Origin of the sequence: Salmonella sp. SG203, from assembly GCF_013350575.1 — a bacterium.
Taxonomy (GTDB): Bacteria; Pseudomonadota; Gammaproteobacteria; order Enterobacterales; family Enterobacteriaceae; genus Salmonella; species Salmonella enterica.
The window spans coordinates 13453-27550 of the sequence record NZ_SNMT01000001.1 but is presented as its reverse complement, the minus strand read 5'-3'; the positions used below and the strand labels follow the sequence as shown (position 1 = coordinate 27550).

Sequence of the window (14098 nt, the reverse complement as noted above, 5' to 3'; positions counted from 1 at the left end):
TTATTTGCCGTTAAAAAGAATAGCACATCGTCAGGAAAGTGAAGTTTGTGATATCCATCACCTTTTAGCGTCGTGGATAAAAGCGCATAAATATCAGGGTTGCAATCATTAATGATAACGATTATCTTTATCAACACCGAGTGGTTGAGTTTATAACCCACCTGTTCGGTACGACATTGCTCACATTGCTTCCAGTATTATTTGCCCGCCTCACCGAGTGCGGGCTTTTTTTGCTAACCGCTATCTATCCCATGTCGAATTCATGGTCTTTTTCAGCCGCGCTATTTTGCGTGATACGGGGTCATCTCCAGCGCCGTACATTCATCCTGCTTGTCCTGCTGCATAAACACCACGGTCACCATAAACAAACCGATCATAAATGGCACTTCATAAAGCTCTTCAATCAAATCTGTGTAACGAGCGTTATGCAGGAATATCGGCGACAACCACCGATGATGCTCGACAGTGTCGGAAATCAGATATGAACATGCTGTCACGGTAAACAGCCACAATGGCAGAGGAGCGTCCCGTAGGCGACGAACAATCTCCTTACGGAGCCCGGCAGAAAACAGGACTGGCAAGACTAACGCAGCAATTAATAGCACTGAAATCGTTCTGAACAGCATACGCGGCTCGTCAGGGAAATAGTCACGCCCCCAACTGGTGCTTCTACCCAATAGCACCACCCACCAGACAACAGCCCATAGCCAAAACTGCTTTGCCCCTTCGGGACGGGAAAGTGGCCGTATATACCAGGCGGTAAATAGCGCCCCAAACAGTAACCATAACGCTTGTCCGTTTTCAATCCATCGGACCACCACGCCGTTAAGCAAAGGCAATTGCCAGTCCGCCGTAAACGGGATGACCACAGCGGCAAGCGCAAGAGTAAGTGCTGACGAAGTTAATCGGGTATCGAGTTTCATGATTATAAGACTCTTCTGGTTTTTAATACCCAATCATAAGTTTTATGAATACGCTCTCATTAGCAAACAATGCGATATTCTTAATGTTTTCTTAATGTTTCTTTTCAACCCATGTCTGATGTAAATAAACAGCGCTTTTCAATACGCAAAAACCGCATCACGCTGGCCACGCGCGATGCGGCTTCTCATTTAAAGAATCATTTTATATCAAATAGATACTACAGCATCTTTACCAACCGCAAACGTCGTGTTCGTTTTCGGTATCGTAGGAACGCACGGTATTGACCAAATCCTTCACAACTTCTGCTGCAACTTCAGGTACCAGCAACGTCATCGGTGCTTCCGTTTCATAGTCCACAGAGACGCCGTTGCTATTATTCGTGACCGTGACGGTATAAGTGGCTTTTCCCATTATTATTCTCTCCCGGCATGAATGACTTTTCGTGAGGTCGCCCCTTCCATCAGTACTTCCGGCGCGACAAAAAAGTCGATGTTAAAATAGGTATCATCCGTCATGACCTCAATATTGTGCCACTTTTCCGGAGGAAACACGCCAAACTCGCCGGCATTGATCACCATGATCTCTTCCGGCTCAGAGCAATGTTCATCAGCGTATCCGAGATATTTGACCGCCCCCTGCATCACCGAGAGGCGAGGATAAACGCCGGGTCGCGTTCCCTTATCAAGGTGGCGTTCGAAAATTCCGGCAGGCGCCGTCTCTTTGTTCCAGAAGGGCGTGGAACGTGTATGGATATGATTTTGTGGAATTTGCCGCATTTGCTTCCCTCTTCCCGCAGGTTACTCAGCGATAATCTCATCGCTGACGTAAAAAGGTTACGCTCCAAAAACAGCATTTTAAATACCATTTATTGGTTACTATTTTGCTGTTTCCACGCCATAAAACCGAAAGGAGAGCAATGACCCGCCGTTGTCGACGGGTCCGGGAGGGTTAAGACTGGAGCGTTGCCAGCCGGGCGGCAAACCCGACGAAAAGAAGGCCAATCAACGAATTGCCCACTTTTGCCAGTTTCTTTTTGGTACCAATATAGTGGGTTACAAAAGCGCCAGAAAGAATTAAAAAGCTCAGATAGCAAAAACTGACGATTTCAAGGGTGGTGGCCAAAATAAAAAATGACACCCCAGTATGCGGCGCAGTAACGTCAATAAATTGCACAAAAAAGGAAACATAAAAAAGTATGGCTTTAGGATTCGTCAGGCTAAGAATTAAAGCACGCTTAAAAATAGCGCCAAAAGGAACTACCGTTTCCGTCGCCGCACGCCCTTTTGAGGTCAGCGTGGCGTAAAGGATTTTTGCGCCAAGGTAGAGCAGATAAAACGCGCCGAGATAGCGAACAATGTTAAACAGAACCGGCGTTGTTTTGATCAGCGTCGCCACGCCCGCATACGCCAGAAACATTAATATCGCATCGCCGATAAACACGCCGCATGCGGCAAGATATCCTCCTTTAACCCCGCGTCCCACGCTGTTTTTAAGCACAAAAAGCGTATTCGGCCCCGGCACCAGAACGATAAAAATCGCCCCAACCAGGTACGTCCAATAATTCAGAACACCATACTCCGCGAACACATTAACCTCTTCCTGAAAACATTTACGCTTAGCTGCGAAACAGTATGCTAACGAATGCACCGGAAGATGGGAAGCGAAACCACGTCTCTCCAGCCGCTATTCCGCCACGCTTATATCCACATCACCCAAAAACGTTCTTGTATCGCGCCCCCCGCAGGCAATCACCAGGTAGTGGCCCACGTTTCCTCATGGGGAATTAACGCGCGCGTCGCACCAAAGACAGAGATGCCAACACATCACTGATATCGCTCTCATTCAGATTCGGCGCATTAAAGTGCGTTCTCAGCCACACCATATCCTCATGGCTGAAAGCGCCGACCATCAGGCGCTGGCTGATAATGATCAACATTTGATTATCAAGTTGTCGAATACGTTGCCGGGTGACCGACAAGGTTTGTATCGGAAAGGAGGGTTCTGGGCCGGTTCGCCACTGCGCTAAATAGCGGTACTGTATCGCTTTACTGGCATCCATTAGCGAACGAATAAAAGGGGTTATCGAATGCGGGTCCAGACCGTTATTTTTCGCTTCTTCTTCAGCCTCGGCAAAAACATTTTGTTCACGCGTGAAATCCTCTATCGGCAGATGGTGCTTCATTTTATAAGCAGCCACATCTTTCATTAATAACATGCGTTCATTGAGCGCGGTTAAGAGCGCGCCAAGCGATACCGACGTTACCGAATCGGCAAAAGTGGTGCTGCACATCAATAAAGAACAAAGAAAAATGGCGATATGACGAATCATTAATCAACCTCCTTTTACGGAGGCCTGACAGTAATTTACCTTTATTAAGATAACATTAAGTAATTATTACAGATTGGTATTAATGCTTATTCGTTTAAACTGGAGTGATAAAAAGAACAGGCCGTTGATTCTACGGAATCTTCACCTTCACTTAAAGTGCATAAAATATACAACAAATCACACAAATGTGATGCACATCACGTTTTTATGATTTTTTATTACGGTTTTATGATATAGGTCTAATTTTAATAGGTCACTAATTTCTCTCCCCCGCTCAGGGAGATCGGCTTCAATTTACATCGAATATGGTGAAATATGACTACCATTACACTAGTCAACGAACAAAATAGTACTGGCAATCCTTTTTCTGCACATATGTTATGTGAACAGCGAGCTATTCAGGAAATTACTTACGAACTATTGCAATCGCAGCAGCATGTCTCAAATAAGGATATCATCGCCAAACTTATTGAAAAACTGGAAACAGAAAAAGACGTAGTGCAGCTTGATATTTACCGTAATGCCTTAGAAGCCGTTTTGTTTCAGACACCTGACGACATCTAATATATACCCAAAATAATTCGAGTTGCTTAAAGGCGGCAAGGGAGTGAGTCCCCAGGAGCATAGATAACTATATGACTGGGGTGAACGACAAATCTGCCGGGAGCAGATTTGAACGTCGCTTGCGACGGCCCGTCAGGGCGAGGCCTATGGATGGGCCGAGTAATCCGTAGCTAACACATAAGCAACTTGAAGTATGAAGAGTATAAACAAGGGAGGGGTTTACTCCTCCCCTGTTCGTTAATAATGCAGATGCCTCAACGTGCGGTGCCTGATTTTTCGTAGCCGTTTGCATGGATTTGCGGTGCAACATGCTGCATGCTTTCTGGCATCTCATGCTGCCGGTATACGGCTGGCAGTAATGTTAAGCCTGAGCCATTTTTCACATGAAGACTAAATTTACCCGATTCTTTTAAAGCCTGAATAAGATTTTCCTGCGCGGGAGTTAATGTCTCATCATGCCACAAAACAATATGCTCGAAAGACGTTGATAAAAGATCGGGCATCGGCGCCTGCCAGGGGATGACTTCAACTCGCATACCTTCACTACAATATTTAATCGTTTCCAGCCATAGCTCAATGGGGTCGTTCAGCGAAAACGCAGCAATAAGCATTGTGCCTGCTGGCGCCTTTCGTACGCTACTTAGCTGGAACGTGGCGTATTCAATAATCGCAGTATCCAGTAATGCCTTTTCAAATCGGCGTGCATCATCATCGCCTGCGGACAACCACAGCCGTAAAGGACGCAGTATTGACTCAATGACGATACACGGCGGAATTTCCCGACCATAACGCCAGAGTAATTTTCGCAATTTGGCGGGTTCGAATTTTCTACACTGCGCTAAAATCTCTTCCTGGTAGAATAACCATCCCGAGCGGCAATGCGTTTCTTCACCATAGAGGGCAGGTTTAATCTCTTTTAATGAGAAGCCTTTGCTTAACGCGTCGATAATATGCTGTATTCTGATAGCATCTTCTATGCAATAAAAACGATTGCCAGCTTCATCTTTGGTAGGTTGAAGCAGGCCATAGCGTTCCCAGGACCTGATATTTGCTGTTGTGACACCACACTGCGCCGCCATTGCGCTAATACTAAAAGTAGCCATGCCTGTCTGGCCTCATGATGATGTAAGAAAGCATAGTGAACCTAAACGCCATCAGAAGCAAATCATTATTAAGCAATGACCTTACTATTTACATGGGAAATTACATTATCAACATTATTTATTGTAAGCCAGTGCGTAAAGGCTTTAGAAACGGACAGTATTTGATAGTCCAGAACTGTTCTACAACCTAATTTAGTCAGAACATGGTAGCGTACTGAGTAAATAGTTTTTAAATGTACATTCAGCTCACAGCTTATTTGTCGGATATCCATTCCTTTAACAAGCATCGCCAAAACATTTCTTTCATTCGCCGTTAATCTGACTTTCTCTGACCTGGGAAAAAATTGACCAGCAGCGGCCAAAATCAGTAATTCGCGCCACTCAGCAATAGAGGCATCGACCTTTATTCGATATATAGCATGATGTTCATCAATAAAGTTATATTCATTATGGGTAACAATCCCAATGAGTACCGTTTTAAATGCGGAAGTAATATACTGCTGTACGGTGTAGTAATCATTGATATCAAAAATAATATAATTTACGTTGCCAACTATTATTGCGACGTCCTTAAATAAGGACTCAAGACCATAATTAAGAAACAGGTTTTCGCTCAATAGTCTTGTATCTGTCTTTAAAACAGATGATGCGGAACCAGTCATATCCACCTCAACAAAACGAGAGCCATGTGGGAATATCCATTCGATGGCCCGCATAAGATCATCTGCTTACTTCAGCGATGAGAACCTATTAAGTAGTAGTTGAGGAACGCCGTTTGCGCAACCTGACAGACGTCCTGGGGCATCTTATGTGAACTGCGTGGGGATGTGCGCTTTGGCAAAATCCACAAAGCGTACGACCGCAGGCAGCAAAATATGCCAGTCCTGCTGCTCCAGACCTAAATATTCACGCTGCGCCGCACGCAACGTAGCAGCATAATCTTCCGGCAACTGAGGTAACAGCCAGTCAGCCGCCGCATCCTTAGAGGTAAATCTCCCGGTAGAAAGGGTGTACCAGATACGCGCCAGGGTTAAAACAATATGATACTCATCTCCCTGCACATCTGCAGTGGATTGCCAAAGGTCGAGGGGATAACGCAAGGCCTTCAGCAACTGCGCCGCAGGGGCTGGCGTGAACAGCCGTTCCGCGCGTTCGCCCTTTAGCGGTATACTGGTTTCCAGAATCTGGGTTATCAGTAACACCATGTCCCAGTCCTGTTGCGCTGGTTCATAAATCCCCTTATAAATGTCCTCTCTTAGCCACTCGCCAAATTGCATTTCCCGGGAAGGTGGAAAACACCAGGGAACCAGCTGCGAATAAAGCACGACAGTGACCTCCAGAGCGCGTTTTTCTGCTGACGCCCCCGGCGGCGATGAAAGCGCCAGCAATTCCTGCATCAGCGTTGCGCGTTGGGCCTCCGTCAGCGGCTGGCATATTGTCACCAGCAGATCAATGTCGCTGTTTGGCTTCAGACCGCCCGCGACAGCGGAACCATATAAATGAATAGCACGCAACGTATCGCCTGTGACACGAGTAATCAGGCGACATGCCGCTTCCGTTTGGCATTGAATCGAGGGCGGTATGGACAGTGTCATCATCGCTCCGGGGGCGCAGGTATTTTTTATATTGGTTGCCAGAAATATGGCATAACGGCAGAAAAAAAGCTCACTATTCATAGCGAGCTTTTAACATTGCAATCAGACTTAATGATGTAGCATTTCGTCAACGACCTCATTCGCCTTTAACTGATAAGGATAATAGGTAGGCCAGTTTTCCATCTCTTGCAACAATGCCTGTTGCGAGGTATTTCCCATAAAGATATGGAAGTGCGCCGATTTGCGCGGGGCAATGATATGATCGCTAAACTGAACATATTTAGGCGCTTTGCTATTCGCATCTTTACATTCGAACAGATAGCGCACCCCTTTTTTACCCGATGCGTAAGTCAGAATTTTATAGCCGGCATAATTGTATTTACAGGATGCAACGTTATTGTCGCGATGGAATTCTATAACGCCATTTTCAATACCGATAGTCTCAACATTCGTCGCGTATCCTTTGCGATAATACGCTTTAATATCCTCAAACGTTTTCTCCGGGTCTTTCTTCGCCTTTTGTCTGAAGACAGGGTCCAGCTCGCCGCTGACCAGATAAGGATAGACGGATTGCCACATACCATCCCAGTCGGTGAGCGCGCGATCGCGTACATTCGCGTCATCAAACACGCCCGCTGCCGCTTTTTGCTCAACCTCCGTCATCGGCGCGCCATGAGCATGATGACCATGCGCGAAGGCAGGACTATTGACCAACAGCATTCCCAGAAGCATTGTCAGTTTTTTTAAATGAATCACCAAAACGTTACCCTCATCTTTCTTTGAAAGATGATTGTTATATTATAACATTACACTTATTTCAACAGAAACTCAGCGGCCACCGCGCAGGTGGCCTTTTTTGATATCAACTGGTCCGCCATCGAGGAATTGAACCCCGAACCTTAGAGGTAGAAGCTCTATGCTCTATCCGGTTGAGCTAATGGCGGAAGAAAAATTACGCGGCCATTTTAAGGCAGGCGTCCGCGCATTGGCTGCATGCCCGCGCGCAATTCTGGCAATGATCGTGATCGTGCCTTGCACACTCTTCGGCGCAGGCTTTGCAGATATCCGCGCACAGGCGGCATAATTTTTGTGAGTACTCGCTTTCCAACGCCATAAATTGCGCCGCCAGGCGACAAATGGCCGCACATTGCATATCTAACTGGATGCAGTGCTTCATCATTTCGACGTTATCTTCACGCAGACAAGAAGAGGCGCAGATATCACACGCCGCCGCGCATTCATAACACTGCTCAATACACTCACGATGTTCTTGTTGCATAAATGACTCCTTATTTTATTAAGAGGAGTAGATAAGTCTGCACAGAAACGCCGGGATAGCCAAACGGCTACCCCTCTTTTTCATACTTTTTGAACAAAAGTGCTGAATAAAACAGCAATAGTAAAGCCGGAAATCGGCCTCCGTGATGTGACGTCTATACTGTAATGTTCATCTGCTTTTCATCGGAGGTAAAATGGAGTATTTAGCACGACTAAATATCGTTGCGATGCTGATGTCAACGACGTTCTGGATCAATCTGGCGGTCGTTTTTTTCGTCACCCTCATTACTTACTGGCTCATCAACTGGCTACTTAATGTGGTCTATAAAGCGCTACAACGCCCGGATAAAAAGGATGATGCTCATGGGCGGCTGCGGCCTATTGTTTTCGAGATGCTGAAAAAGACCAGTAAGATGCTCATCTTTTTTGCCGCATTTCTCTTTAGCCTGCGCTTTGTCGCCCTGCCCGACCGGTTATTCTCCACCCTCTCTCACGCCTGGTTTTTAGTGGTTGCGATTCAAATGGCGATTTGGCTTGATCAGGGCGTACAGTCATGGATGCGTCATTTACTGTATGCCCCAGGCTCCAATAAAAACCCGGTGACGTTAGTCATTCTTGGTATGATTTTGCGCGTGCTCGTCTGGTCTATGATGTTGCTCTCCATCCTGGCGAACGTCGGCGTGGATATTACCGCACTGGTAGCCAGCCTCGGCGTGGGCGGTATTGCTATTGCCCTGGCGGTACAAACCGTTCTGAGCGATGTCTTCGCTTCGCTGTCGATTGGTTTCGATAAGCCCTTCGAGATCGGCGATTTCGTTGTCTTTAATGATGTAGCCGGTACGATTGAACATATCGGTTTGAAAACCACTCGCATCCGTAGCCTCAGCGGCGAACAGATCGTTTGTGCGAACGCGCAGTTGTTGCAGCAAACCATACACAACTATAAGCGGATGCAAACGCGTCGTATCGTGTTTACTTTTGGCGTCGCCACTGCGACACCGCCGGAAAAGTTACGCCTCATCGGCGATATGGTGAAAAAGATTATTACCGATGTCGGCGAAACACAATTCGACCGCGCCCATCTACTGGCCTTTGGTCAGGATCGGCTGACCTATGAGGTGGTGCATATCGTCAATACCGCGGATTACAATAAATACATGGATATTCAGCAAGAGATAAATATCCGTATTATTGAAAAACTCATTGAGAATGATATCGAACTGGCGCTGCCAAGTCTGGTCGTCAGAGCCCCTGTACAGGTTGAAGAGACCAGGGACTACAGTGATACCGCTGATGCAAAAAACGCAGATAAACGCGTCATGCAGTAAAATCTCTGCCGACAATAACGGGAACCCATGGGTTCCCGGTGCGTTAACGGCGACACGGCAATGCGGAGAAACGACTTGCGGCTATTCCACCTGTAAATGGCGGGTACAGACTTGATCAAGTAGCGCAGACTGATGACTAATCACCAACATCCCTAATGAACGGCTGCGGCACACCTCAAGCACGTATCCCCATATCGCTTTTTGAATAGACGGATCGAGTTGCGCCGTCATTTCGTCGGCAATCAGAAAACGCGTTCGCGGGTCAAGCGCGCGCAGTATCGCAATACGCGCCAACTCCCCGCCTGAGAGCTGCATTGGCCGACGCGTCAGCCACTCGGGCTGCACATGCAAACGCCTCATCGTTTCCGGGTCAGGCTGCCAGGCATCACGTACAGCGTCTCCGGCGCTTCGCCAGGGATTAAACGTCAGTTCAGGATGCTGGGGGACCAACTGTACCGGACAATACTGATGCAGGGGTAACGGGCTGCCGTCCAGCAGAACATCGCCCGCCGTCGGCTTTTGCCATCCGGCCAGGACGCGCCCCAACGTTGTTTTCCCCGTTCCGCTTGGCGCATGAATTCCTACCCGTTCACCGGCAGAAATCGTAAACGTCAGGTTCTGCCATAAGACTTTCCCGCCCTGACGAATAACGAGGTCGCGGCAGCTTAGCATTCTATTCCCTCTCCGGTCGGCATAAATAACGGGTTTAGTTCAGGCAATGCTTGCCATTGCCGTTTTAACGGTTCACTCATCTCTTCCGGCTGTAACTGCTCGCAGCGGATATTGTCCGTGATATAACCCTGATGCAGCGCCACAATGCGATCGGCATACCGCGCCGCCAGCAGCAGGTCATGAGTCACCCACAGCACGCCGCATCCCCGCCCGCAAAGACCTCGCAAGTGCTCAAGCAACTGGTTTGCCAGTGCGGTATCAAGCCAGGCGGTGATCTCATCCGCGAAAATATAACGTGCCTGGCTGAGCGAGGCGTGGCACGCCAGAATTCGTTTAGCCATCCCACCGGAGAGCTGGCGGGGAAAGCGTTCCAGGACTGTCGGTTCAAGATCGCTTTGCTGTAATAGCTGTACCATTTGCGTCTCATCCCAGGCGCGTCCGGTCAGATGACATGCTCTGTTCAAATGTTTTCTGATATTCAGCATGGGATTAAGCGCCTGTACCCCCTGCGGCACGTAGCTAAACGTATTGCCCCTAAGCTGCCTGATGGTATGTCTGTCCAGCCGGTTGCCATCAAGCGTAATCTCCCCCCGAAAGCGTAAATTTTCCGGCAGCAGATCGAGCAGGCATTGTAGCAGCAGACTTTTGCCCTCCCCGCTGCCGCCAACCAATGCCACCATTTCGCCGGGCGCGATATCAAAAGAGACATTCTGTAATAACGGCGACCAGCGTCTCGCGCCATACCAGCGATAACGCGCGCTTTCCAGCGTAACCTGTTGTAAACTCAGCATACGTCACTCCTTAGCCACAGCCGCTGAATGGCGCGCGCAAACTGATCGAAGAGCATCACCAGCGTGAATAACATTAGGCCGGGAAACAGCACCAGCCACCAGTTTCCATGGCTAATAAACCGTAACGCATCCGCCAGCAACAGCCCCAGCGAAGGCTCATGCGGCGCCAGCCCAAACCCCAGAAAACTTAACGCCGCGCTGTGCAATACCGCATGAGGAAACATCAATAACGTTCCCGTCAACCATTGCGGCAATAGCGCCGGAAAATAGTGATATCGCCAGCAATAAAGGTGTCCATGCCCCAGACGATAGGTCAATGTCAGGTAGTCACTCTGCGCTACCCGCTCCGCGTCGGCGCGCAGAATCAGCGCCAGACGGGGCCAGTGCGTTAACGCCACGGCCGCAATGACGCCGCTTTTACCGCCGCCGAGCGTAAAACAGATAAGGATCAGCAAAAGTAAATGCGGCATGGCGAGCATAGCATCGGTTATCAGCCGCACCAGGAGGTCCAGCCGGGGATGAATGCGCGCCGCTGCCGCCATCACTAGCGCGATAACGCCGCTGCACAGCGCGGCGCCAACGCCAATTTGTAAACTGGTGAAGGCCCCCTGAAAGCAACGAAGCCATACATCGCGCCCCAGATTATCGGTGCCAAACCAGTGCTGGATATCAGGCGACAGATGCCGGGCAAGCAGATTAACCTCTGGCGGCTGGCTCAACGTGGCATAACCGTATCCGGCAATAAACAGCAGACAGGTAACGGAGAGGAGCAGACGAAACAACGTCGGGGCAGGATTATAGAGCATCGGGACGCTCCAGCGATCGATTAAGCACCACCACAAGCCAAGCTGAAATCGTATTTCCGGCAAACACTAATAGCGTACAGAATAAAACGATCCCCATGAGTAGCGGGACATCGCCACGCAGGCCGGCATCGATAGTGGCCTGCCCCAGCCCCGGATACGCAAAGACTTTTTCTGCCAGTAACGCCCCCCCCATCAGTTCGCCCAGAGAAGCAAACTGTAAGCAGAGCGCTGGGGTAATCGCATGACGTAACACCTGGTGACGTAACAGCGACCATCCTTTATCCCCCTGAGCGCGCGCAAAACGAATAAATTCGCTCTTCATTACGCTGGCTATTTTTTCTCGCGTATGCAGCGCAATTTGCCCCATGCCCAACAGACTTAACGCACATACCGGCAACACAAGATGGCGTAAACGTTCCGATAAAAGAGCTGTTCCTGCATTATTCCCGGGGTCCCAGGCGCAACAAACAGGTAATACCGGCCAGCGGACGGCAAACAGCGCCAGCAACAACATGGCTATCCAGAAAGTGGGCAACGATGACAATAAGTAGCTGATACGGCAAATCATCTTATCCGGCCAACGGTGGAGAAAACGTCCGGCCAGAAAACCCAATGTTACGCCCAGCACACCAGACAATAGCCAGGCGCCTGCCAGCAGCGCGAATGACGTCGCAAAACGTTCCCGGATCACGCTGGCGACAGGCATGTTGAACAGCATGGAATACCCCATGTCGCCCTGGAGCAGACGCCAAAACCAGTGACCGAAACGCTCCCACAGCGGCTGGTCAAGCCCCCAGCGCGCCGCAATCCGCGCATATTGTTCTGGCGGAACATGGAGCAGATCGTTGCCAATATAAGCGCGGATAGGATCAACGGGCGAAAAGCTAAGCAAAATGAAGGTGCCGGCAGCCACCAGCACCAACAGAATAATCAGCCGCAAAAAATGACTGAAGAACAATTTCATCACCGACAGGTCCAGGTCCAGTCATCAAGATTGTTTAACACCGACCAGCTACCGTGGATTTCTGGCGCGCCTTTTCCCAGATCAATACAGGGGTTGGCCAGATAGGTATGCTGAATATTAAGCAGCCATGCCCATGCCGCATCGCCCTGGACGCCCGCGCCCTGCTTCCCATCCCACTCAACCTGCTGCCAGAAAGGAATCGCCTTTTGCCAGTCAGGCGCATCTATAGCCTGTTTCAGATGTGCTTCTACCGCAGGGTTGCTGTAATAGCCCGGGTTATAATATTCCACACCAGCGGCTTTCCCACTGTAGTGATGGAAGAGTTCCATCGGGTCCAGACTTCCCCAGCCAAACAGCGTAGGGTTAGCGTGCATATGGCGCTCTACAGTTTCCCAGCTTCCCGATTGCAACGAGACGACAATGCCTAAAGGCTGCAACATGGCGCGCACCGCCTCGGCCAGATCCCGTCGGGTGCTGTCGCCACTGGCATACCATAAGGTCAGACGCGCTTCTTTACCTGCTTTTTCACGCACGCCCGCACGGTTTATCTTCCAGCCAGCCTCTTCCAGGATGGCGCGCGCTTTTGCAATATCGCCATCGCTGAATATCACTGAAGGATTTTGCCACGGCAATCCCTGCACCGCGCTATAGGCGGGTATCGCATGGCCTTCCATCACCTGTTCCGCCAGTTGCTTACGATTAATGGCATAGTTAATTGCGCGTCTGATAGCGACATCAGCGGTCACATCGTTGCCGACAGGATAACCGTTAGCATCCTTTTTACCGGCAGGCACCATCGGGAAGACAATGCCCCGGTTTTCAACGCTATCGCGTACCCAGAGTTTAAGATTATCCTGCTGCGGGGCCACCGCCATAGAAGGGGCAATGCGCACCAGACCTAACTGTCCGCTGCGCGCGGCGGCATAAGCATTATCTTCATCCAGAAAGACAAAAACCAGCCGGTTAAAGTCATTCTTTTTACCCGCATACCAGGGATTAGCTTCAACGATCAGTTGCTGACCCGGCTGAAAGCTGACCAGTCGGTATGGACCGGCGCCTATCGGTTCACGGGCGAACGTTTTTTCATCATAACGGCTGGCCGGAACAATCCCTAACGATCCGAGTACATTCACAAAGGTGCTCTGCGGATGGCTCAGCGTCATCTCAATTCGGCGCGCATCCAGCGCTCGCGCATGACTAAAGTTGCCCATGTCAATTTTACCGCCGCTCTTCGCCGCTTTGTTATATGTAAAAACGACATCTTCGGCAGTTAATGGCGAGCCATCGGAGAATTTCAGCCCGGGTTTTAAGGTCAGTATCCAGGTTTTACCATCGGGGCTGGTGTCCACTTTTTCCGTCAGTAAATTACCCCAACTCATATCGGCGTTTTGCTTGAGCAACGGCGCATGAAGCAATAAGTAACTGCCGTGGCTCCAGCCCAGCATAGGATCAAATCCTTCCGTTGGCTCAGGGCCAATGGCCAGCTTTAAGATATGGCCATCTGCCGTGTCCGACGCGGCGAAAAGCGGCGAGGTGAATGCCAGAGTCAGCGCGCACGTTATGAGCGCCAGTTTGCCTTTAATCATCAGTTTACCCCAGATTATACGTTGTTTTTGTTTCTCCCGGCGCAGCATAAACGTCGGGAGACCTCCTGAGGACGGCATTATGGCGAGCATTTGTAAGGAAAAAATTGATGCAGAACAGAAAGTATGACGATCTTTTAAAAACATCATACGCACAAACG

General features: G+C 49.3%; 17 protein-coding genes, 1 tRNA gene and 1 pseudogene. 3 read left to right on the top strand and 16 right to left on the bottom strand.

Translation table 11 applies throughout. From position 1 onward, the window contains the following. Positions 1–281: 281 nt before the first annotated feature. The 5 genes from HV477_RS00165 to HV477_RS00145 form a co-directional block, all read right to left on the bottom strand. A complete protein-coding gene (locus tag HV477_RS00165; protein ID WP_001576139.1) occupies positions 282–923 on the bottom strand; it encodes a hypothetical protein in 642 nt (213 codons plus the stop codon). 229 nt (positions 924–1152) lie between these two features. After that, on the bottom strand, positions 1153–1335 hold the full coding sequence (locus HV477_RS00160; protein ID WP_000513733.1) for a DUF1869 domain-containing protein: 183 nt from the start codon (positions 1333–1335) through the stop codon (positions 1153–1155). Between the two features lie 2 nt (positions 1336–1337). Next, positions 1338–1700, bottom strand: a complete 363-nt coding sequence (gene yeaR / locus HV477_RS00155; RefSeq protein WP_001248993.1) for a DUF1971 domain-containing protein YeaR — start codon at positions 1698–1700, stop codon at positions 1338–1340. Between the two features lie 172 nt (positions 1701–1872). Then, complete coding sequence (gene leuE / locus HV477_RS00150; RefSeq protein ID WP_000457190.1) at positions 1873–2511, bottom strand: leucine efflux protein LeuE; 639 nt, start codon at positions 2509–2511, stop codon at positions 1873–1875. A 196-nt stretch (positions 2512–2707) separates the two neighbouring features. Beyond that, on the bottom strand, positions 2708–3253 hold the full coding sequence (locus HV477_RS00145; RefSeq protein WP_000617984.1) for a chorismate mutase: 546 nt from the start codon (positions 3251–3253) through the stop codon (positions 2708–2710). A gap of 82 nt (positions 3254–3335) precedes the next feature. On the opposite strand from HV477_RS00145, the pseudogene HV477_RS28330 reads away from it, so the two are divergent. Both HV477_RS28330 and HV477_RS00140 read left to right on the top strand, forming a co-directional pair. After that, positions 3336–3490, top strand: a pseudogene (locus HV477_RS28330) (hypothetical protein). 78 nt (positions 3491–3568) lie between these two features. Further along, the gene (locus HV477_RS00140; protein WP_000208086.1) at positions 3569–3817 is read left to right on the top strand and encodes a biofilm/acid-resistance regulator YmgB/AriR; all 249 of its coding nucleotides are present in this window, start codon (positions 3569–3571) and stop codon (positions 3815–3817) included. A 254-nt stretch (positions 3818–4071) separates the two neighbouring features. Here the strand turns inward: HV477_RS00140 and HV477_RS00135 are convergent, their stop codons facing one another. From HV477_RS00135 to HV477_RS00110, 6 genes are all read right to left on the bottom strand, one after another. Further along, a complete protein-coding gene (locus tag HV477_RS00135) occupies positions 4072–4920 on the bottom strand; it encodes a MerR family transcriptional regulator (RefSeq protein WP_000190263.1) in 849 nt (282 codons plus the stop codon). A 68-nt stretch (positions 4921–4988) separates the two neighbouring features. Continuing rightward, entirely contained in the window at positions 4989–5582 is a 594-nt protein-coding gene (locus HV477_RS00130; RefSeq protein ID WP_079898993.1) for a helix-turn-helix transcriptional regulator, read from the bottom strand. A 144-nt stretch (positions 5583–5726) separates the two neighbouring features. Continuing rightward, positions 5727–6515: a cryptic aminoglycoside nucleotidyltransferase ANT(3'')/ANT(9) gene (gene aadA, locus HV477_RS00125; protein ID WP_079898946.1), complete on the bottom strand. Its 789-nt coding sequence runs from the start codon at positions 6513–6515 to the stop codon at positions 5727–5729. A gap of 108 nt (positions 6516–6623) precedes the next feature. After that, the gene (gene zinT, locus HV477_RS00120) at positions 6624–7271 is read right to left on the bottom strand and encodes a metal-binding protein ZinT (protein ID WP_001537483.1); all 648 of its coding nucleotides are present in this window, start codon (positions 7269–7271) and stop codon (positions 6624–6626) included. Positions 7272–7382: 111 nt separating this feature from the next. Next, positions 7383–7459 (bottom strand) — tRNA-Arg (locus HV477_RS00115). An 8-nt stretch (positions 7460–7467) separates the two neighbouring features. Further along, positions 7468–7794: a four-helix bundle copper-binding protein gene (locus HV477_RS00110; protein WP_001183699.1), complete on the bottom strand. Its 327-nt coding sequence runs from the start codon at positions 7792–7794 to the stop codon at positions 7468–7470. A 193-nt stretch (positions 7795–7987) separates the two neighbouring features. Between HV477_RS00110 and HV477_RS00105 the strand changes: the two genes are divergently transcribed. Then, positions 7988–9121, top strand: coding sequence for a mechanosensitive ion channel family protein (locus HV477_RS00105; RefSeq protein ID WP_079898945.1), 1134 nt, complete (start codon positions 7988–7990; stop codon positions 9119–9121). Between the two features lie 81 nt (positions 9122–9202). Here HV477_RS00105 and HV477_RS00100 read toward each other — a convergent pair whose 3' ends face one another. The 5 genes from HV477_RS00100 to HV477_RS00080 are packed head-to-tail and all read right to left on the bottom strand — an operon-like array spanning position 9203 to position 13988. Continuing rightward, positions 9203–9793 (bottom strand): ATP-binding cassette domain-containing protein, encoded by a 591-nt coding sequence (locus tag HV477_RS00100; protein WP_000947459.1) that lies wholly within the window; start codon positions 9791–9793, stop codon positions 9203–9205. Then, complete coding sequence (locus HV477_RS00095; RefSeq protein WP_079898944.1) at positions 9787–10584, bottom strand: ATP-binding cassette domain-containing protein; 798 nt, start codon at positions 10582–10584, stop codon at positions 9787–9789. The genes HV477_RS00100 and HV477_RS00095 overlap by 7 nt, the downstream gene beginning before the upstream one ends. Continuing rightward, on the bottom strand, positions 10578–11390 hold the full coding sequence (locus HV477_RS00090; RefSeq protein ID WP_079898943.1) for an ABC transporter permease: 813 nt from the start codon (positions 11388–11390) through the stop codon (positions 10578–10580). The genes HV477_RS00095 and HV477_RS00090 overlap by 7 nt, the downstream gene beginning before the upstream one ends. Further along, a complete protein-coding gene (locus HV477_RS00085; protein WP_001520270.1) occupies positions 11380–12354 on the bottom strand; it encodes an ABC transporter permease in 975 nt (324 codons plus the stop codon). Before HV477_RS00085 ends, HV477_RS00090 begins: the two co-directional genes overlap by 11 nt. Continuing rightward, a complete protein-coding gene (locus tag HV477_RS00080; RefSeq protein WP_079898942.1) occupies positions 12354–13988 on the bottom strand; it encodes an ABC transporter substrate-binding protein in 1635 nt (544 codons plus the stop codon). Before HV477_RS00080 ends, HV477_RS00085 begins: the two co-directional genes overlap by 1 nt. Between the last annotated feature and the right edge of the window lie 110 nt (positions 13989–14098).

Bases quoted from the DNA above. Each gene is read 5' to 3' on its own strand.
- HV477_RS00165 (WP_001576139.1), bottom strand. From the start codon at position 923: ATGAAACTCGATACCCGATTAACTTCGTCAGCACTTACTCTTGCGCTT.
- HV477_RS00160 (WP_000513733.1), bottom strand. From the start codon at position 1,335: ATGGGAAAAGCCACTTATACCGTCACGGTCACGAATAATAGCAACGGC.
- yeaR (WP_001248993.1), bottom strand. From the start codon at position 1,700: ATGCGGCAAATTCCACAAAATCATATCCATACACGTTCCACGCCCTTC.
- HV477_RS00145 (WP_000617984.1), bottom strand. From the start codon at position 3,253: ATGATTCGTCATATCGCCATTTTTCTTTGTTCTTTATTGATGTGCAGC.
- HV477_RS00140 (WP_000208086.1), top strand. From the start codon at position 3,569: ATGACTACCATTACACTAGTCAACGAACAAAATAGTACTGGCAATCCT.
- HV477_RS00135 (WP_000190263.1), bottom strand. From the start codon at position 4,920: ATGGCTACTTTTAGTATTAGCGCAATGGCGGCGCAGTGTGGTGTCACA.
- HV477_RS00130 (WP_079898993.1), bottom strand. From the start codon at position 5,582: ATGACTGGTTCCGCATCATCTGTTTTAAAGACAGATACAAGACTATTG.
- aadA (WP_079898946.1), bottom strand. From the start codon at position 6,515: ATGACACTGTCCATACCGCCCTCGATTCAATGCCAAACGGAAGCGGCA.
- HV477_RS00110 (WP_001183699.1), bottom strand. From the start codon at position 7,794: ATGCAACAAGAACATCGTGAGTGTATTGAGCAGTGTTATGAATGCGCG.
- HV477_RS00105 (WP_079898945.1), top strand. From the start codon at position 7,988: ATGGAGTATTTAGCACGACTAAATATCGTTGCGATGCTGATGTCAACG.
- HV477_RS00100 (WP_000947459.1), bottom strand. From the start codon at position 9,793: ATGCTAAGCTGCCGCGACCTCGTTATTCGTCAGGGCGGGAAAGTCTTA.
- HV477_RS00095 (WP_079898944.1), bottom strand. From the start codon at position 10,584: ATGCTGAGTTTACAACAGGTTACGCTGGAAAGCGCGCGTTATCGCTGG.
- HV477_RS00090 (WP_079898943.1), bottom strand. From the start codon at position 11,390: ATGCTCTATAATCCTGCCCCGACGTTGTTTCGTCTGCTCCTCTCCGTT.
- HV477_RS00085 (WP_001520270.1), bottom strand. From the start codon at position 12,354: ATGAAATTGTTCTTCAGTCATTTTTTGCGGCTGATTATTCTGTTGGTG.
- HV477_RS00080 (WP_079898942.1), bottom strand. From the start codon at position 13,988: ATGCTGCGCCGGGAGAAACAAAAACAACGTATAATCTGGGGTAAACTG.